The 19,632-nt window shown below is 65.4% G+C and carries 16 protein-coding genes; 9 read left to right on the top strand and 7 right to left on the bottom strand.

The window, feature by feature from the left end; all coding sequences use genetic code 11:
* Positions 1 to 167 precede the first annotated feature (167 nt).
* The 5 genes from A5785_RS04470 to A5785_RS04450 all read left to right on the top strand — a co-directional run bounded on the left by A5785_RS04470 (position 168) and on the right by A5785_RS04450 (position 7,291).
* Entirely contained in the window at positions 168 to 926 is a 759-nt protein-coding gene (locus A5785_RS04470) for an IclR family transcriptional regulator (protein ID WP_049700311.1), read from the top strand.
* Entirely contained in the window at positions 923 to 2,428 is a 1,506-nt protein-coding gene (gene glpK / locus A5785_RS04465) for a glycerol kinase GlpK (RefSeq protein ID WP_082938011.1), read from the top strand. Before A5785_RS04470 ends, glpK begins: the two co-directional genes overlap by 4 nt.
* Before the next feature lie 257 nt (positions 2,429 to 2,685).
* Entirely contained in the window at positions 2,686 to 5,271 is a 2,586-nt protein-coding gene (locus A5785_RS04460; protein WP_049700209.1) for an ATP-dependent Clp protease ATP-binding subunit, read from the top strand.
* Positions 5,272 to 5,276: 5 nt separating this feature from the next.
* Positions 5,277 to 5,945 (top strand): hypothetical protein, encoded by a 669-nt coding sequence (locus A5785_RS04455; protein ID WP_049700208.1) that lies wholly within the window; start codon positions 5,277 to 5,279, stop codon positions 5,943 to 5,945.
* A gap of 56 nt (positions 5,946 to 6,001) precedes the next feature.
* Entirely contained in the window at positions 6,002 to 7,291 is a 1,290-nt protein-coding gene (locus tag A5785_RS04450; RefSeq protein WP_420841308.1) for a lipase family protein, read from the top strand.
* Between the two features lie 3 nt (positions 7,292 to 7,294).
* On the opposite strand, the gene A5785_RS04445 is transcribed toward A5785_RS04450, so the two are convergent.
* The 3 genes from A5785_RS04445 to A5785_RS04435 form a co-directional block, all read right to left on the bottom strand.
* On the bottom strand, positions 7,295 to 8,668 hold the full coding sequence (locus A5785_RS04445) for a lipase family protein (RefSeq protein WP_231894230.1): 1,374 nt from the start codon (positions 8,666 to 8,668) through the stop codon (positions 7,295 to 7,297).
* A gap of 216 nt (positions 8,669 to 8,884) precedes the next feature.
* Positions 8,885 to 9,508 (bottom strand): TetR/AcrR family transcriptional regulator, encoded by a 624-nt coding sequence (locus A5785_RS04440; RefSeq protein WP_049700205.1) that lies wholly within the window; start codon positions 9,506 to 9,508, stop codon positions 8,885 to 8,887.
* Positions 9,509 to 9,561: 53 nt separating this feature from the next.
* Entirely contained in the window at positions 9,562 to 11,205 is a 1,644-nt protein-coding gene (locus A5785_RS04435; RefSeq protein ID WP_049700309.1) for a Rieske 2Fe-2S domain-containing protein, read from the bottom strand.
* 208 nt (positions 11,206 to 11,413) lie between these two features.
* On the opposite strand from A5785_RS04435, the gene A5785_RS04430 reads away from it, so the two are divergent.
* From A5785_RS04430 to A5785_RS04420, 3 genes are read left to right on the top strand one after another with little or no spacing between them, the layout of a single operon-like run.
* Positions 11,414 to 12,181: a lysophospholipid acyltransferase family protein gene (locus A5785_RS04430; RefSeq protein WP_049700204.1), complete on the top strand. Its 768-nt coding sequence runs from the start codon at positions 11,414 to 11,416 to the stop codon at positions 12,179 to 12,181.
* A 55-nt stretch (positions 12,182 to 12,236) separates the two neighbouring features.
* Positions 12,237 to 13,043, top strand: coding sequence for a lysophospholipid acyltransferase family protein (locus A5785_RS04425; protein WP_049700203.1), 807 nt, complete (start codon positions 12,237 to 12,239; stop codon positions 13,041 to 13,043).
* A complete protein-coding gene (locus A5785_RS04420) occupies positions 13,036 to 13,911 on the top strand; it encodes an HAD family hydrolase (RefSeq protein ID WP_082938014.1) in 876 nt (291 codons plus the stop codon). Before A5785_RS04425 ends, A5785_RS04420 begins: the two co-directional genes overlap by 8 nt.
* Positions 13,912 to 13,939: 28 nt before the next feature.
* Here A5785_RS04420 and A5785_RS04415 read toward each other — a convergent pair whose 3' ends face one another.
* Positions 13,940 to 15,109 (bottom strand): acyl-CoA dehydrogenase family protein, encoded by a 1,170-nt coding sequence (locus tag A5785_RS04415; protein ID WP_049700201.1) that lies wholly within the window; start codon positions 15,107 to 15,109, stop codon positions 13,940 to 13,942.
* A gap of 78 nt (positions 15,110 to 15,187) precedes the next feature.
* On the bottom strand, positions 15,188 to 15,775 hold the full coding sequence (locus tag A5785_RS04410) for a peroxidase-related enzyme (protein WP_049700200.1): 588 nt from the start codon (positions 15,773 to 15,775) through the stop codon (positions 15,188 to 15,190).
* Positions 15,776 to 16,189: 414 nt separating this feature from the next.
* Between A5785_RS04410 and A5785_RS04405 the strand changes: the two genes are divergently transcribed.
* Positions 16,190 to 17,764 carry a SpoIID/LytB domain-containing protein gene (locus A5785_RS04405; RefSeq protein ID WP_152930125.1) on the top strand — a complete coding sequence of 525 codons (1,575 nt, stop codon included), beginning with the start codon at positions 16,190 to 16,192 and terminating at the stop codon, positions 17,762 to 17,764.
* 106 nt (positions 17,765 to 17,870) lie between these two features.
* Here A5785_RS04405 and A5785_RS04400 read toward each other — a convergent pair whose 3' ends face one another.
* Positions 17,871 to 18,593: a GAF and ANTAR domain-containing protein gene (locus A5785_RS04400; protein WP_049700199.1), complete on the bottom strand. Its 723-nt coding sequence runs from the start codon at positions 18,591 to 18,593 to the stop codon at positions 17,871 to 17,873.
* A gap of 86 nt (positions 18,594 to 18,679) precedes the next feature.
* Positions 18,680 to 19,519, bottom strand: coding sequence for a PIG-L deacetylase family protein (locus A5785_RS04395; RefSeq protein WP_049700198.1), 840 nt, complete (start codon positions 19,517 to 19,519; stop codon positions 18,680 to 18,682).
* Positions 19,520 to 19,632 lie beyond the last annotated feature (113 nt).

The raw sequence follows: 19,632 nt of genomic DNA, 5'->3' as shown, positions 1-19,632 counted from the left end.
CGAGACTGTGACCCAGATCAATGATTGTCGTTCGACAATGTCGAACGAAGGTCGGCCATTCTTGATCGCGAGGAGTGTAAGCGGCCGTAAAGTCGAGCAAACGGAGCACGTTCACAAGGCTCACGGGACCAGTTGTAGGACCAGTGGGACTCCAGGGAGGAGGCAAGGTGCCGGGACCAATCCAGTCGATCCAGCGCGCCGCTGCCGCGCTCGACCTGCTCGAGCGCAGTCCGCGGTCGTTGTCGCTCCGTGAGATCGCGGCCGAGTTGGGCCTACCGAAGGCGACGGTGCACGGCATCCTCGGCACCCTTCTCGATATCGGCTATGTCGATCAGGACGAGGACGGCTCCTACCTCACGGGCGTGCACCACAACGGCTCGCCGTCGAATCTCGACGGCAACGTGTTGCGGTCGGCGGCGATGGGGTGGTGCGACACCCTGGCGGCGATGCTCGACATGCAGGTCTGGCTCGAGGTGCTCGACACCGACGCCGCTGTCGTCGTGCATCACGTCTTCAGGCCCGACGACTCGCCCCAGCGGATGCGCGTCGGCGAGCGCGTGCCGCTGCACGCATCGGCTGGCGGCAAGTTACTTCTTGCGTACTCGCAGAATCGGGATCGGTTGTTGCGCAACATGATTCTGGACAGGTTCACCTCGGACACGGTCGTCTCCCGCACCGAGCTCGCAACCGAAATCGCCACCGTGCGTCAAACCGGACTGGCCACCGAACACGGCGAATACGAACGCGGCAGCGCGGCGACGGCCGTCCCCGTACACGGTCGCAGGCCCGGTGAGATCGGCGCGCTCGTCGTCGTCGGACCGCCGTCGACGATCTTCCGGTCGGGCACGCTGCCGCGCAACGTCGTGATCGATCAGATGCGACAGGCCGCGACGTCGATCGACCGGGAGTTGGGTGCTGCGCGGTGAGCGTGAAGGCCAACGACGGCTCGGTCGTCGCCGCGATCGATGTCGGCACGACGTCGTCGCGCTGCATGCTCTTCGATAGGCACGGCCGCATGGTCTCGATCGCCCAACTCGAGCAGAAGCAGTCGTTCCCGCGGCCCGGTTGGGTGGAGCAGAACGCGCACGAGCTGTGGGTCAACGTGCAGAAGGTCGTACCCAAGGCGCTGGCCCTCGCCGGCCGGACCCCGTCGGACGTCGTGGCGCTCGGCGTTGCCAACCAACGCGAGACGACGGTCATCTGGGATCGCCGTACCGGCCGCCCGCTCGCCCCCGCGATCACCTGGCAGGACACGCGTACCGGGCCGATGGTCGACCAACTCGGCGAACATGCCAGCGAGATCCGCGACGTGACAGGACTCGACCCGGCGACCTACTTTGCCGCGCCACGTCTGCGCTGGCTGCTCGACAACATCGGCGGCGCGGAAGCGTCGGCCCAGCACGGCGAGGTCTTGTTCGGGACGCTGGAGACCTGGCTCATCTGGAACCTGACCGGTGGCCCCAAGGGCGGCATCCACATCACCGACGTCACCAACGCCAGTCGCACCCTGTTGCTCGATCTTCGACGACGCGACTGGAGTTCACGAATGCTTCGTCTCCTCGACATCCCCGAGGCGATGATGCCGCGGGTCGTCGGCAGTAGCGAGGTGTATGCCAAATGTGCCCGCGTCCTGCCCGGCGTGCCGATTGCCAGTGCCCTCGGAGATCAGCAGTCGGCATTGTTCGGCCAGACGTGCTTCGCTCCCGGTGACGTCAAATGTACCTATGGCACAGGCGCTTTCGTGCTGATGAACGTGGGAACGTCGATTGTCCCGTCGGCGCGTGGCCTCGTGCCCACCATCGCCTACAGCCTGCCGGGCGAGGCTCCGGTGTACGCACTCGAGGGTCCGATCGCGATGACGGGCTCGTTGGTGAACTGGTGCCGAGACCAACTCGGTCTGATCGATACCGCGCCGGAGATCGAGACGCTCGCGCGCACCGTCGACGACAACGGCGGCTGCTACGTGGTACCCGCCTTCTCCGGACTGTATGCGCCGCACTGGAATTCGGAAGCGCGAGGGATCGTGACCGGGCTGACGTCGTATGTGACGAAGGGTCATCTCGCCCGCGCGGTGCTCGAGGCCACCGCGTGGCAGACGGCCGACGTCGTCGAAGCGATGCGCGACGTCGCTGGGATACAACTGCAGCGGCTGGCCGTCGACGGTGGGATGACGGCGAACAACCTGCTCATGCAGCACGTCGCCGACGTCCTCGACGTTCCTGTCATCAGGCCATTCGTCTCCGAGACGGTGTCGCTGGGGGCGGCATACGCCGCGGGACTGGCCGTCGGGTACTGGGACGATCTCGATTCGCTGCGGGAGAACCGCCACGTCGCGGCGTCGTGGACGCCGTCGATGGACCCGCAGCGCAGGCGTCGGGAAGCCGCGGGCTGGCAGTCGGCGGTGCGTCGAGCGCTCGCCGACGTCTGAGCGCCGAGACGCGATCGAGATGCGGCGGTGTCGGGTGCATTGCAGATCTCGTGGCAAAGCTTCGACATAGCGGCTAACGTCGAAACAGAGGTTCCTCTTCGCGTGACCGGGACGGGCGATCGACGTCCCGGGAGTTCCGTTGTGTCGGCTCCGGCCACGTCGCTGCTGCCGAGACATCCGCATGGCTACACGAAAACTGCGCGTGCCCTCCTGAATTCGTGCTCAGTGAAGTCGCGCCCGAGTGAAGTGAGGAAGCTTTGTCCGAATCATGGTTTGGTAGCGACCCTTTCAGCAGCAACGACGCCTTCGGCGACATCTTCAACAGGTTCTTCGGCAGCAGCGGAACCCGTCCGCAGGTACAGCGCGTCGACGTCAACCGATTGTTCAGCGACGACACCAAGCGACTGGTCTCGGTGGCCGCGCAGGCAGCCGTCGAATGGGGCAACGCCGAGATCACCCCCGAGCACCTCCTGTACGGCGCCACGCAGGTCGAGCCGTCGCGTTCGATCATCGAGCAAACCGGCCTCGACCCGGAAACCGTCGCCTCACAGATGCAGGCGATCTCGTCGGTCGACGGCGGCGGCACCAGCGACGAGAGTCCCGGTCTGAGTCCCGCGGCGCGGCAGGCGCTGCGCAATGCGCAGCAGCAGGCGGCTCGTGCGAACGTCGGCTACGTGGGGCCGGAGCACGTGCTCCTCGGTATCGCGATGTTGCCGTCGGACATCCCGGCTGCGCGAGTGTTGAAGGGCGGGGCGGGAATCGAGGAGGGACGCAAGGCCGAGGCCAAGCCTGCAGCACAGTCGGACACCCCGACACTCGACGAGTACGGGCGCGATCTCACTGAACAGGCCAGGGAGGGCAACGTCGACCCCGTGGTTGGCCGCAACGACGAGATCGAGGAGACCATCGAGATCCTCTCGCGGCGTCGGAAGAACAACCCGGTGCTGATCGGCGATCCCGGCGTCGGAAAAACGGCGATCGTCGAAGGTCTCGCGCAACGCATCGTCAACGGCGACGTCCCGTCGACGCTCGCGGGGCGACGCGTGATCGCGCTCGACATGAGTTCGATGGTCGCGGGCGCCAAGTATCGCGGCGAGTTCGAGGAGCGGCTGACCAAGGTGCTCGACGAGGTGCGGGAGCACTCCGACGAACTCGTCCTGTTCATCGACGAACTGCACACCATTGTCGGCGCCGGATCCGGCGGCGAGGGTTCGATGGATGCGGGCAACATGCTCAAGCCTGCCCTCGCCCGGGGCGAGTTGCACACCATCGGCGCGACCACGATCGACGAGTACCGCAAGTACATCGAGAAGGATGCGGCGCTCGAACGTCGCTTCCAGCCGGTGATGATCTCCGAACCGTCCGTGGACGACACGATCCAGATCCTCGAGGGCCTCGCCGACGTCTACGAAGAACACCATCAGGTGCGGTACACGAAGGAATCCCTCGTCGCCGCAGCCGAATTGACCGACCGCTACGTCACCGACAGGTTCATGCCCGACAAAGCGATCGACGTGATCGACCAGGCGGGTGCGCGAGTCCGGTTGCGTACCAAGACTCCCGACCCCGAGACGCGAGAGTTCGAGGAGGAGGTCGCTCGCCTCGAACGCGAGAAGGAATCGGCCGTCGCCAACGAAGACTACGAGCGCGCGAACCAACTCAAGACCGAGATCGACGAGAAGCGCGCGAATGCCGGTGCCGCGGGTCAGTCGCCGACGCCGGAGGTGACCGTCATGGACATCGCCGAGGTGGTGTCGAGGCAGACCGGAATCCCGGTGTCGGAGTTGACCACCGAGGAGCGCGAGAAGTTGCTCGGCCTCGAGAACACACTGCACGACAGGGTGATCGGCCAGGACAAGGCGGTGACCGCGGTGGCCGAGGCGGTGCGCCGGGCGCGGGCTGGACTCTCCGATCCCAACCGGCCGATCGGATCGTTCCTCTTCCTCGGCCCGACCGGCGTCGGCAAGACGGAACTCGCGAAAGCCCTTGCCGCAGCGGTCTTCGGCGACGAGGACCGGATGATCCGCTTCGACATGAGCGAGTTCCAGGAGAAGCACAACGTCGCACGACTCGTCGGTGCGCCTCCCGGATATGTCGGATACGACGACGCCGGTCAGCTCACCGACAAGGTTCGCCGCCAGCCGTATTCGGTGATCCTGTTCGACGAGATCGAGAAGGCGCACCCGGACGTGTTCAACGTGTTGCTGCAGTTGCTCGACGACGGCCGGGTGACCGACGGTCAGGGTCGCACAGTCGATTTCAAGAACACTCTGGTGATCATGACGAGCAACATCGGTTCGGATCTCATCCTCAACGCACCCGACGGTGACGTGGAGAAGGTGGTCCCCGACGTGATGGATCTGCTGCGGCAACGATTCCGTCCCGAGTTCCTCAACCGGATCGACGAGACCGTCGTGTTCGATCGACTCGACAAGACGCAACTACGCCAGATCGTCGACCTGACTCTCGACGGGACACGACGCATGCTCAAGTCGCAGAGCATCGGGCTCGACGTGACCGACGCCGCGAAAGATCAACTCGCCGAAGAGGGTTACCAACCGGAGTTCGGTGCGCGCCCTCTGCGCAGGTTGATTCAGAAGCAGCTCGACAACGAGCTGTCGAACCTCGTGCTCAAGGGTGCGGTCGAACCCGGCGACACCGTCGTCGTCGACGCGGGAGAGCCGAGGCTCACCCTGTCGGTGAAGAAGGATGCGGCGGCTCAGACGCCTGCCGACGAGCTCGCTGAGGCGCCCGCGCCGTCCGCAGAACCGGCGACGACTGATACGTCCGCTACCAAGGAATCCCAACAACCAGCCGCATCCGGTGCGGCACAGGAGAACTGACACACGTGAACGCTCACAACCGCAAGACACGCGACGCGATCCTCGGACATCCCGCTCCGCGCGACATCGAGTGGACGCAGTTCATCAACATGTGGGAGGACGTCGCGGACGAGGTCGAGCAGGAGCACGGCGACCGTCTGTCGGTATCGCTCAACGGGCATCGCGAAGTCTTTCACCGCCCGCACGACGGGCGCGTGTCGATCGAGGACATCGAGCTCGCTCGCCACCTGCTGGCTGCCAAGCCGGAGGACCAGGGTGAGGGAGATCTGGCCGTGGTCACCGTCGACGCCAAGGGAGCGCGGATTCTGTCCTACGACCTCGACGAGGTGAAGGTCACCGACGCCGCGGAACAGGTGCGCGACAAGCAGTCCGTCGCGCGTCACCTGCGGACCGTCGAACGCGCAACCGGCCGCGACGACGAGAAGGAGCTCGACGCCTTCTTCAAGGAATTGTCCGGATCGATCAAGCTCGATCTGAAAGACCGTTCGTTCGTTCTCCTCGGGCACGGGAAGGGCAAGGCCGACGTCGCGGAGCAGTTCTCGAAGTGGTTGGCAGAACACGACAAGTCTGTCTATGACCGCATTCTGGGCGTAGCTGCGATCGACCTGTCCGCTGCGACCGACGCCGATATCGAGCAACGCGCAATCGAAGTGACCCGCGGGGGCGTCGTCTGATCGGCGTCTTGGTGGATCGTGCTGCGCGGATGGTGGCGCTGTTCTAGTTTGAGCGGGTGCGCAGAGTAGATGTGAGTCGACGGTCGGTGTTGGTACGAGCGGTCGTCGTCGCGCTTTTGTTGTCATTGTCGCTGCTGGGGTACTCGGGGTATTCGGCGGGTTCGGCGTCGGCGGCACCCCCGTCGACCGGGCAGGCCGCGAGTCCCGCTCCGGCGCCAACGGTTACGCCTGCGAACGACCCGTTCTACACCCCGAGCGAGCCGATCGGTGGGCTGCGGCCCGGCGCGGTGATCTCGTCGCGTGTGGTGACGCTCGGCACGAACGGCACGAGCCTGCCCGCGACGGGCACACAACTGCTGTACCGGACCAACGATGCCTTCGGGGCGCCGTCGTCGACGGTCACCACGATCATCTCGCCGCCGGGCAGCAGGCCGGGAACGCCGCGACGCATGATCTCGTATCACGAGTTCTACGACGCGCTCGGCAGCCAGTGCGATCCGTCGTACACGCTGCGCGGTGGCAAGTCATCGTCGAGTGCGGTCGATGTCACGATGATCGCGTCGATGGTCTCGGCAGGCTACACGGTGGTGGTTCCCGACTACGAGGGTCCCAACATGCGGTGGACCATCGGAAAGGAGTCGGCGCACGCCGCGCTCGACGGAATCCGTGCGGCACAACGGTTTCTGCGCGCCCCGGCCTCGACGCCGGTCGGCCTCTACGGCTACTCGGGTGGTTCGATCCCCACAGGATTCGGTGCTGAGATCGCACCGTCGTATGCACCTGAGTTGAACCTGGTCGGTGCGACGGCCGGCGGCGTGCTGGTCAACCCGGCACACAACCTCGCCTATGTGAACGGGACCACGCGGTGGTCGGCGGTGATCCCCGCACTCATGAGCGTCTACGACGAGACGTACGGCATCGGTATCGATAAGTACCTGTCGCCGAAGGGTGTTCAGGTTCTCGGCGACATTCGTGGTGAGTGCATCAACAACTTCCTCGGCAAGTACCCGAATCTGACCGATTCGTCGTTGCTGCTCCCGCAGTATCCTTCGCTCCTCGACGTTCCGGGTATCCCCGCAGCGATCAAGGCGAACGTGATGGGTTCCCTCGGCACACCTCGAACACCGATGATGCTCGGCGTCGGAGACAAGGACGGTCGAGGTGACGGGGTGATGCTCACCGCCGATGTGGTCGGGCTGAGCAGAAGCTACTGTGCGCGTGGACTTTCCACGTCGATCCATGTGTACCAGGGACTCGACCACGCCGAGGCGCTCGCGCCGTGGACCGGCGACGCGTTGGCCTACCTCAACGACAGGTTCGCCGGTCGGCCGGCGCCGCGCTGCTGACGGTCAGGGGTGCACCGGGTTTCGGCCGAGTTGCTGCCCCACGAGCGCCGCGAGGTTGTTGCCGACGAGGTTGACGAAAGCGGGCCAGGTGTCGGGGTTGAGTGCCATCGTTCCCTGGTCGCTCGTAGAACATCCGCGTCGAACGGGCTTGCCGTCCAGGCGATCTGCCATCCAGACGACTGCAGGAGCGAAGCCCTCGACGGCCAGCGTGATGTGCTCGCTGAAGTGGTCGCGCGTGTACTGTATGTCGGCTCCCGGCGTTGCGCAGTAGGTCTTCACGAGGGTGTTGACCGGACCGACCGGGGCTATCCAGTCGGGATTCGATTGGTAGATGAACATCGGGAAGGTCGGAGTGTTGCGCCCCATCTTCAACTCGTTCAGCACTTTTCGTGGTGCCGGGTAGTCCAGTGGGTCGCCGGGGACATCGATCAATCCCTTGATGTTGAGGAACGGGGCGAGCGCCGCCTGGTAGGAGAGGCACAGCGGATTCTTGCCCTCGATGAGCGCCTTGCCCAGCGGGTTGGTATGTGCGCGTAGGAAAGCCGCGAGCTCTGGGTACTCGCGACTGACACCGATCACGCCGGCGAGGATGAGGCCGGACGCCGCGTTGTTGTTGGCGAGGTCGACGAGCGCGCGGATGTTCGCGGGCACACCACCTTCGGCTGCCCCGACGATCGGCAGCTCGGGAGCATAGGACTCGTGAAGCTCCGACGCCCAGCCGGTCGCGATCGCACCACCGGAGTAGCCCATCAAACCAACTCGCAGGTCGCGCTTTAGTCCCAACGGCGTGAAGTTCCGTGCACCCCGAATCGCATCAAGGGTGATACGCCCGGCGAGAGGGCCTGCGGCGAAAGCGGAATCGGGTCCCTGATGGTCGGGGATCACCACCGAGTAGCCGGCCGCGACAAGCGACGTGATCTGGAGTAGTTCAAATGTGGAATCGACCGAGCCGGTCAGGGTTCCCGGAATCGAGGCCTGCTGCAATGCATACGACGGCGCGCAGTACTGCGCCGTCGAGTCCTCGGCCGACTGCCACGAGATCAGCTTGGACGGACCGGGTTTCGCCTTGCCGCGGGGTTTGAGCACGGTGGCGACGGAGGCGATGGGCTCGCCGCGAGTGTTGGTCGAGCGGAAGGAGTACTGCCAACTGTCGACGTTCAACGGAAAGATCGAGAGCGCGGCCAGGTTGACCCGTCGAGCTGCGATGAGTTCGCCGGGCTGCTTGGTGGCCACGGTCTGCGCGGGTGGCGAGTAGAAACTCTTGTCGAACTCGGGGATCGCCGGCGGTACGGGGAAGGGGAGCGCCGGCGCGACCGGCACCGCCGACGCCTGCCCTGCGCCGGATATCAACGCTCCCGCAATCAATCCGAGCGCCATCAGTGCCGCAACCTCGACCGTCCACACACGTCTGACTGCGTGACCTGTTCCCCGACTCACCTGGATGACTCCTCGCTGCCAATGAGTGAGACACCGACGTCTCACTGTGGGGAGAAGCTACTCCAGTGTGGTGTGGCACACAAGATCGGCGCGGAGTTGGTCAGATCTCGACAGCGTCGGTCAGGTCTCGACAGGCTGGTCGGATCCTCAGAGGAGTCAGATTTCGGCGAACGCCAGGAGGACGTCGGCGAGAAGTTCAACGACGTCGTCGATCGACTCGGGATCGGGGGAGAGGCTCCAGCGGTGCACGATCGCGGTGAGTGCGCCGACGAAGGCGATTCCGAGCTGATCGGTGCGTGAGTCGGTGGGCCTCCCCGCGAAGGTCGACATCGCGGCCACGAAGTACGACACCCACTCGTCGCGGCCGTCGAGTCTGTGCTGTTCGACGCGCGGACTGACTCCGACGATCTGTGCGAACGACACCTCGGCACGCCGGGGGTCGGTGCCCACAGAGCGCATGTAGGCGCGCATCGCAGCGGTTGCCAAGACGTGCGTGTCACGAGAAGTGCTCTCCGACAACGCGGTTGCGACGGCATCTCGGGCGGCACCCTGGATTTCGTCGTAGAGCGCGACGAGGAGTTCTTCGCGGTCGGAGAACAGCTCGTAGAACTGTCGACGCGACAGACCTGCTTCTCGGCAGATCGACGTCACCGACGACTTGGCGTAGCCGACGGAGGCGAATTCGCCCAGTGCCGCGTCGAAAAAGCGTCGACGCCTCTCTGCCAGCCGGTCGGCGACAGGACGCCCGGCGTACGTGCGCTGGCCCGGTTCGGTTGTCACAGTTCTGTTGTCACGGTTCGTATGTCACGGTTGAGTTGTCACGCTCAGGACTGTCACATTGCGTCAATGTGCTTGGAGCGCAACTCATGTCCCTTCGACGTCAGGCAGCGCCCCGACGGAAGGTCCCACTGCCAGCCGTGCAGATTGCACGTGAGCTTCTCGCCCTCGATCACACCGAACTTGGAGAGGTCGGCCTTGAGGTGCGGGCAGCGGCGTTGAATTTCCCAGCCGTCCTTGACGATCGACGCCGAGTCGTCGTGCGCTTCGGAGAACCAGCCGTCGGCGTATGCGATTCGCTCGTCGGTGAGGCATTTGAAGAAGGTGTAGAGGTACTCGTTGTAGCCGCCGATGCGCCACGTGGTGAACCGCGTCGACAAGAAGATGGTGTTGACCCAGTCGGGCTCTTGATCGCGCAGCACCGTGCGCACCAGTTCGGGGGCGATGCGGAAACCGTAGCGGTACTTGCCTTCTCCCTCTTTCGGCTCGCGCACGATGCGGTTGGGGAAGTCGAGGACGACGGTTTGTGCCTGCGGGTGGTCGGCGCCGTCCTTGCTACGGAAATCCGGGGTGATGACCAGGCCGACCGGGTACCCGATGCCGTCGCAGATCAGGTCCGACTGCACCATGATCGGCTCGAACAACTCGCGGAGAGGTTCGAGGAGCGACTCGCCGTCGTCGACTGCCCAGGTTTCCTTCTGTGCGGCGATGACCGGTGCGAACTTCTCCTTCATCTGCTCGAGGTACGCCTGCTTGTTCTCGCCGAACACGTCGTGCGGGGCGTACGGGTGGCTGACCTCGTCGAGCGTCGAACCGGTGAAGCGGGCCGTCGATCCCGACACCATCATCAGGCCGCGGTGATGCTCGCCGTCGTCGGTGCCGTGGATGACCATCTGCTCGAGAAAGGTCTCCTGGTCGGGGAAGATCGACGTCACGTCGCCCGGCCGTGCGTTCTGGGAGGGATCGTCGATCCCGGAGCCGAAGTCGTTCAGCTCGAACAGGTCGTCGTCGAGGAACATCGGTGGGCCTGCTGTCGGGATGACCCACGTCGCCCCGACCTGCTCGATGTAGGAGCGGGCGCGGTCCATGCCGCGCTGACGCTTTTGCGCGGCGAAGTTGGCCTTGGAGCGCTTCGGGATGTCGTAGACCATCGGGTACCAGATGGCGCCCGAGTACTGCAGCATGTGGACGTCGACGTGGCCGAACTGCTCGGCGATGACGTCGAGGTCGATCGGTCGGGCGTCGTTCATGTTGAACGCGGTGGTCTCGCCGTCGGAGACGACGAGGCCGGAGTCGCCGATCGGGCCGTCGGCGGGTGCGCGCAACGCGATGATCATGATGTCGAGGTCGCCCTTGGGGCCGCTGACCGTGGTCTTGACCGAGTCGGTCGTCTCGACGAACTTGGTGAACCCGAGCTTCTCGAGCTCGCGCTTGAGGTCGGGGACCGGGTAGTCGGGGAGCAGGACCGTCGCGTCCTTGCTGACGTTCTCACGCAGGTTGCGCTCGTCGAAATGGTCGAGGTGCAGGTGCGAGACGTAGAGGTAGTCGCACTGGCCGAGCGCTTTCCAGTCGAGTTCGGAGTTGTCGGGGAACGGCACCCACGACGCGAAGTACGTCGGGTTGGTCCAGGGATCGCAGAGGATCGAGCCTGCGTTGGTCTGGAGGTGGAAACCGGCGTGTCCGATACTGGTGATCTGCACGTGGGGCCTTTCGTGTTCGCGCGGGGGCTGAAGTTCTACGGGTCGCGCGGTGGAGCTCTCGACCATCCAATCTATCGACTGCGTGCAACTCGCGTCATGGGGCTTCGGTACCGTTCTCGATCGCTGTGACAGGGCGCACTTCCTCGTATGTGCCCGCGGGTGTAGATGAGTCACGCTCAGGTGTTGCGGCACTGGCTAAGCTCGACACATGGAACCCGTGTACGCCTCTGTGATCACAACCGCGCGACTGTTGTGGCTGGCCGAAGGCCTGAAGTTCGAGATCTCCGGCGTCGAGAACGTCCCGAAGAGCGGGCCGGGCGTGGTTGCGCTCAATCACACGGGCTACATGGACTTCACCTACGCGGGCATCCCGGCGTATCTCCAGGGCAAGCGGTACGTGCGGTTCATGGCGAAGAAAGAGGTCTTCGACAACAAGGTCTCGGGGCCGATCATGCGGGCGCTCAAGCACATCCCGGTCGACCGGGCCAATGGCGCCGACAGCTATCACCAGGCAGTCGAGTACCTCAAGCAGGGCGAGCTGGTCGGGGTATATCCGGAGGCGACGATCAGCCGGAGTTTCGAGCTCAAGGACTTCAAGAACGGTGCCGCGCGCATGGCACTCGAGTCCGGGGCGCCGCTGCTCCCGACGGTGATCTGGGGGGCGCAGCGCGTCTGGACCAAGGGATACCCCAAGCAACTGGGCCGCACGGGCTACAAGATCATGGTCGGCGTGGCCGAGCCGATCGAGCCCGTCGGCGACCCTGACACCTTGACCGCGCAGTTGCACAAGTCGATGGGCGAGAAGCTGCTCGAACTACAGGACGCCTACGGTGAGCACCCCAAGGGCGAGTTCTGGGTGCCCGCGCGACTGGGAGGTTCGGCGCCGACGCTGGAGGAAGCCAACCGCCTGGACGCCGAGGAGAAGGCTGCCCGGGACGCGCGCAGGGCGGCGCGTGACGAGTCGTCGCCGGAGTAGGCACCCCGAGTGGTTGCCCTCAGGTGGGCGGCGGCCTGCCCGATAGGCTGGACGGGTGAGTTCTGAGTCGAGAGGTGACAACGGCGACTCGTCGCGTCGGGAGCCGGTCTTCCGTGTTCTCGAACTGATCGCCACCGGAATCGTCCGCGGCCAGAAGATGGACCTCCGATTCGACGGTCTCGACAACATCCCCGCCGACGGCGGTGCGGTCCTGGTGATCAACCACACGAGCTACGTCGACTTCCTGCCCGCGGCGTACGGCGTGTACCAGGCGGGGCGTCGAACGCGGTTCATGATCAAGTCCGAGATGATGGATATCGCCATCATGCGGTTCTTGATCACCCTCACCCGCTCCGTGCCCGTTGATCGATCGCAAGGTGTCGAAGCCTTTCGGGGCGCGGTCTCGTCGCTGCGAGAGGGTCGGATCGTCGCGGTGTATCCGGAGGCGACGATCAGTCGCAGCTTTGAGCTCAAGGACTTCAAGACCGGTGCGGTGCGCATGGCCGCAGAGGCAGGAGTGCCGTTGATTCCGACCATCGTCTGGGGAGCGCAGCGACAGTGGACCAAGGGTGGCACACGTGACATGGGGCGCAGTCGGATTCCGGTGCGCGTGCGCTACGGCAGTCCGATAACGGTTGCGGCCGCGAGTAATCCGGAGCAGGAGACATCGCGATTACGAGACGTGATGCGCGAGCAACTCCTGCGTGTTCAGCACGATTACGGATCGCACCCGGAGGGTGAGTTCTGGGTGCCCCACCGACTCGGTGGTTCGGCACCCACACCCGAGGAGGCTGCGGTCATCGAGAAGGACGAAGCCGAGCGCAAGGCTGCTGCCCGCGAGCGAAAGGCCAATGGTGAGTGACGCATCCGCAGCGTCGACCGGCGAGAGCACAGTCGGATTCGACGGCCCGCCGACACTGATTGCCAGCGACGTCGACGGCACCCTGATCGACGACCAGAACACGGTGTCGCCCTTCACGATCGGCGTACTCGGGGCAGCGTGTGATGCCGGCACCGAGTTCGTCCTGGCGACGGGCAGGCCACCTCGTTGGATCGCCGAGATCACCGACCAATTCCCGGGTTCCGCGGTCAACGTGCGATATGCGGTATGCGCCAACGGTGCGATCATCTACGACATCGCGAACGACAAGATCGTGTATTCGGCTCTGCTGCAAACCGATCGGCTCGCGGTGCTCCGCGAGGTGATCGCGCGGTGTCTTCCCGACGCCGGGGTTGCCGGAGAACGGGTCGGCTCGTCGGAATTCGACGCTGCGACACCGCCCTTCGTGGCGACCGCGGGTTATCGACACGCGTGGCTCAACCCCGACCACATCGAGGTAGGCGACGACGAGGTCTACTCGGAGCCGGTGGTGAAACTGCTTGTGCGACAGCCCGATCTGGCCAGTGGTGAGATGGCGCGGCGACTTCTGCCGGAGGTCGACGGCATCGCGCAGGTCACCTTCTCCACCGACAACGGACTGATCGAGCTCTCGGTGCCCGACACGCACAAGGCGTCGGGTCTCGACAAACTGATCGACCTCGCAGGGCTTTCGGGCGAGCGCACCGTGGCGTTCGGTGACATGCCGAACGACGTCGAGATGCTCACCTGGGCCGGGCACGGGGTTGCGATGGGACACGCGCATCCGGCTGCGATCGCCGCCGCCGACGAAGTCACGGTCGGCAACAACGAGGACGGCGTCGCGCGGGTGCTCGCGCGGTGGTTCGGGTAGAACCACCGCGCAAGCTGAGGTCGAGGGGTCAGGCGAGTCCGAGCGCGAACGCCCCTACGAAAGCGCGCACCGCGTCGGAGTTCGGTGGGTGGAAGCTGCCCGCGCGTACGTCGCGGTAGAGCCGCTCCAACTCGTTACGACGATGCAGCGCACCGGCTCCCGCGATCTCGAGCGCAAGGTCGGTGACTTGTCGGCCGACCCGGGTGCTGTTCTCCTTTGCGGCGAACAGCCGTAGGAGGGCACGGTCGCCGAGATCCTCACCGGCGGTGAGCGACTTGGTGAGGTCGTCCAGTGCGCCGGTCACGGCTTCGAGTGCCAGTTCGGCCTCCGCGACGTGATACTGCGTGAACGGCTTGTGGGCGACGGTTTCACCGTCGAGGCTGAGCGCGCTGCGCGACGTCGCCGAGGCGATCGCGAGATCGAGTGCGCGGCGGGCGATTCCGACGTAGATGTTGCCGAGTGCCGGAAGTACCCACGGGAAGATGCCCGCGACGTATCCGGTGGGTTGCTCGCCGAGTTCGACGACGCCGACGGTGCGTTCGTGCGGAACGAAGACGTTGTCGAGCAGAGTGTCGTGGCTTGCTGTTGCCCGCACACTCAGGGTGTCCCAGGTCTCGACGGTGGTGACGCCTTCTCCGCGAGGAATGAAGGTGTGCACGATCTTTGGGTGTTCGGGGTCGGAGTTGTCGCGGGCGTGCACGCCGAGCCAATCCCACGCCGGTGACAGCGAGGTGAAGATCTTTCGGCCGGTGATGCGGTAACCACCCTCGACCGGAGTCGCGATGGTCGTCGAATCGTCGATGACGAGGTCGTTGCCGGGTTCGCCGTGTCCGGCGGCGATGACCTTGCCCGCCGCGACCTCGTCGGCAAGCCAGGAGACATCCGAATTGCCCTGTGCCAGTTGATCGGTGATCGGGCCGACCCAGTACAGGTGCATGTTGATCCCGAGCGCGGTGGCAGGTGCGAACGTGGCCAGGCGGCGCTGCTCGGCGTTGAGCTGGTGCAGCGTCAGGCCGAGGCCGCCGCGTTCGACCGGCAGCGTTGCGCGCAGGTAGCCGAGTTCGGAGAGGTCGGCGAGGTCGTCGGCGAAGAAGGTGTTGTCGCGATCATGGGCGACGGCGCGCTCGCGGAAGCGTTCGAGGGTGTCCTCGGGGATCACCCATTCGGTGGTGGTCGGTTGAATTGTTGTCTCTGTCATGGCGTTTCCCTTATGGAGTTGCGGCTGTTGTGTTTTCGGCGGTGGAGTTTCCGCTGTGGCGGTGTTGGGCGGTGGGTGTCAGTCGAAGAACTGGTCGTCGGGGCGTACCTGCAGCGCGATGCTGAACCGGTTCGCCGCGGCGAAGGCTGCGACGACCTGGATCGCCTCGTAGATTGCGGCGTCGTCGAGTCCGAGGTCGCGCAGCGCGTCGAGGTCGTCGTCGGAGACTTCCCCCGGGCGGACCGAGAGCGTGGCCGCGAAGTCGGCGAGTGTGCGCTGGCGGGCGGTGAGTTCACGGACCTCGCGGTAGTCGACGGCGATTCGGGTGCCGAGCTTCTTGTCGCCGAGTGCATCGCCGAGGCTCACGGCGTGATTGAGACGGCAATAGGAGCAACCGTTTTCGGCAGAACTGACTGTGGCGATCAGTTCACGGTCGGCGTAGGGGAGCAGGCCGGCGTTGGGGTCGAGCAGTCCGAGGATGTATTCGTTGAACCGCGCGGCGTGTGCGCCACCGAGCGCGAACGCGCGCACCCAGTTGGGGATGTAGCCCAATTGACGCTCGATGGAACGGATCTGGCGTTGAAGATCGTCGGGCAGGTCGTCGATCTCGGGCACCGTGAGGCGCGAGATCTGGGTCTCGGGAGCGACGTCGAGCGTGTTTGTCATGAGGTGTCCCCTGAAGGTGGAAGTCGGTGCGGTTCTGATGCCGGTGAATCGTCGATCTGCGTGATGCCGTGCGGCAGACGGGCCCGCGGTGGTGCGTCGAACGATAGGAAGCGTCGCGAGCGACCGACAGGTTAAGAACTGCGGCGATCCGAAAGTTGGGCACGCCCAGTGGGCTTTACGGAGCGCCCAGTCGGCCGTACGGAACGCCCAGTCGGCCGTACGGAGCGCCCAGGCGGCGTGGATGCGCGCGTGGTCGGGGCGAGGAGGCCGTCCAACTCGTGACGCGGTTGTTATGCCCTGAGGTTGGTATTTGGAAGAAGAATCACTATGGTCACATACGTCCCATTAGTCACATCTGTAACAGGCCTCGATGGGGAGAGTCTGACCAACTGCGCGCTGGAGGTGCGGACAGCCGTGAAACTCCGACTGTCGAATCCGTTCGTCTCCCGGGCGCGTCCGGGGAGTCGACGTCGTCGAACATCGTCTGCGGTCGTCTGTGCCGTTGCCCCTGCGCTGCTGGTGGGAGGGGTCATCGCGGGCGACGGCTTCTCTGCGCGATCCGACATCGGTCTCGTGGCCGACCCCGGCGTGGTCCTGATCGGACACGGGCACGGTCACGGCCGTGGCATGGGCCAGTGGGGTGCATACGGGTACGCCAAGAAGGGCTGGTCGTCGTCGAAGATCCTGCAGCACTTCTACGGCGGGACGACGCTGAGCAAGGCCGACCGCCCCGACATCACCGTCGGGCTGAGCAAACAGTCCGCGGTCAACGTCCGCGCTGACGCAGGTGCGCGTGTGGGCAGTGTGCAGGTGCAGCCGGGGCAGGCTGTCAGCATCTCGGGTGGAACCGCGACCATCACCAACGGCTGTGGCGGCGGCGCGGTGCAATCGGTGCCCGCGACCTTCGTCGATCCGATCAACCCGGCGACCAATCGCCCCGGTGGCGAGTTGCTGAAGTTCTGCGGATCGAACGCGGCGTATCGCGGTTCGCTCGGGCTCGACGGCGGACGCGTGGTCAACAAACTGAACCTCGACGACTACGTCAAGGGTGTGATCGCCAAGGAGAGCATTCCGAGCTGGGGCGACTCGGGCGGCATGGAAGCGCTCAAGGCGCAGGCCGTCGTCGCGCGGAGCTACGCGCTCTCGGCCATCGCGGGCGGCAAGAAGATCGACGACACGCAGAACTCCCAGATGTACGGCGGAGTCGCGGGTGAGGACCCGCGCACCAATCGTGCGGCCGACGCGACCGCGGGACAGATCCTGCGGCAGAACGGCCAGCCGGCGTTCACGGAATTCTCCGCGTCGACCGGTGGTTACACCGCGGGTGGACGTTTCCCGGCCGTCGTCGACGAGGGCGATTCGATTGCGCCGGAACACAATTGGACTGCCAACGTGAGTGGGTCGAGCATCGCGTCCGCTTTCGGGGTCGGTGCGCTGCGTAGTTTCGAGGTGATCGAGGCCAACGGGCTCGGGCCGGAGAACGGTCGCGCCTTGCGGGTCCGCGTCTCCGGCTCGGGCGGCACCGTCGAGGCGACCGGCGAGGACGTTCGGACCAAGCTTCAGCTCAAGTCGTCGTGGTTCTCGGTGAAGGGCCAGACGAGTAAGCCGAAGATCGTGACCCCGCCGACGGGGCCGGGTGCTGGCGCCGGGTTGGGTTCTGCTGATCTCGGCTCGCTGATCCCCGACTCGCTGACCGGACTGGCCGACAACCTCGTGCCCGGGTCGTCGAAGCTCCTGGGCATCGCGACCGACGCGCTCAACGGCAAGCTCGGCGATCTCGGTGGCGTCACCGGGCCGCTCGGCCAGGCGGTCGGCGTCCCGACGCTGACGCCCGACGGCGCCGGGGTCACGCAGCTCTTCCAGAAGGGCATGATGTTCTTCAGCCAGCCGACCGGCGCCCACGCGCTCGCGGGCAAAGGGCTGGCCGACTTCCAGCAGCGCGGCGGCGTCCCCGTGCTCGGCTTCCCGCGCGCCGACCGGCTGCGCTGAGCGGTCGGGTCGGGCCGGCCGCGGTCAATCAGTGCGGCGGCCCGATCGCTGTGGCGTCGAGCCAACCGCCCGAGCCGACGACCCCCGAGCCGACGACCCGGCCCGACTACTCCGGGCCGGCGTCGACGACCTGGGCGGCGATGTCGACGAGTTTGGTGTTCGAGTCCTGGGAGAGCCGCGCGAGGAGGCTGAACGCCTGGTCGGGGCTGAGTCGGTACCGTTCCATCAGCATGCCCTTGGCCTGGCCGATCAGGTCGCGTGAACTGAGCGCCGTGCGGAGCTGCTCCTTCTCGCGCACCGCCGAGAACGCAGTCGCGGTGTGGGCGGCGAACAACTGGCCGAGGGCCCGCGCCTCGTCGTCGAAGGCGTTCGGAACAGTGCTGTGCAGGTTGAGTGCGCCGCGTTCTTCGCCCGCGATGTAGAGGCAGAAGCACGCCATCGACCCGATGCCGAGGTCGGCGGCCGCTGCGCAGAACGTCGGCCAACGCGTTTCTCGACGCATGTCGTCGATCCAGATCGTGGTGTCGTCGGTGGCCGAGCGGATGCACGGTCCCTCGCCGAGTTCCTGTTGAAGCGCGTCCGATTGTGCCGCGATCTCGCCGATCATCACCGGCGTCTCGATCCGGCCTTCGGTGACGATGGTGATGCTGGCGTAGTCCGAGCCGATCGCCTCGGCGGCGGCCTTGGTGAACAGGCGCAGCAGCATGTCGCTGTCGGTGCTCTCCGACTGCAGTTGCGCGACAATGCGAGCGATCTCCGAACTCTTCTGTGCGATCTCAGTGCCCGTCCACGTGGTCGGTGCGTCTGTCCGCGAGGTGAGGTCAGTCAACGGTTACTCCTTCGGCAAGGCATCCACACAGCACTTCGTCACAGGCGCACATTTGGTGCTGTGCGGAGACGTTTGGCCGCGACCTTTCAGCCGAAAACATACTCCGTACCCCGGAGGAGATGCGACGTGATCGAGCTGCCGAGAATGGGCTGTGGGTTGTCGTCCGCGTTGCGGGGACGCTTCTGCTCCGCGAAGGATCGCGCAGCGGCATTCTTCACGGCCATCACGATCGGCGAGACGCCGATGGTTTGCACACGGTGCCACGGCACATTCGCGTCGCCGGGATGTGCCCAGTACCAGAGCCAGATCGGGTACATCCACAGTTGGATACCGCGTGGTTTTGCGACACGCATGGCGGCCTGGCCGACGGCTTCGTGATCGGCCTCGCCGTCGTGATCCCAGACGGCCAAGAGGCCGTTTCGGGCGCCCGGCCGGTCGTCGAGGGCGTCGGTGATCATCGCGTCGAGCCGGTCGGGGTACTGCTCGAGGGTTCCCGAGTGGAGGCCGCCCCACCGCGGGAGGTCAAGGCCGAGCAGCATCGACGCGGCATCGAGTTCGAGGTGTCGACGGTTTGCCAGTTGCTCCGGCGATCCGGGGTGGGTCGCATGGCCGTCGGAGGCGCAGATCGTGACCACCTCGATGCCGTTCGCCGCCGCGGCATGCACGAGGCCACCGGCCCCCAGGATCTCGTCGTCGGGATGAGCTGCGACGACGACGAGGCGATCGATGTCGAAGGCAACCTGTGGCCAGCTCTGCGAAGCCAGCCAGGTCAGCCACTCCGGTTCCGGGGTGCCGAACGACTGCGGTGGCTGACTGTGCGTCGGCGCGGGAAAGAACCGGGTCATCGGCGTGCGGGGCGGAATCGGGACGTCAGACGTCGAAGAACTACGCAGAGAGACTGGTGGGGTGATGTGCTGGGAGGTCATTGGCGGACTCCTCGGGGAGTTGCGCAATCCGCGGTACTCGAACAGCGGTACACAAACTGCGTCGCACAGTCTTCGGTGAGCCGTTTTCTACAGCCCGATGTATTGATTATACC

Source organism: Gordonia sp. 852002-50395_SCH5434458, from assembly GCF_001665905.1.
GTDB lineage: Bacteria > Actinomycetota > Actinomycetes > Mycobacteriales > Mycobacteriaceae > Gordonia > Gordonia jacobaea.
Note: the sequence above shows the minus strand (reverse complement) of the source record. Positions and strands in the feature narration are given on the sequence as shown.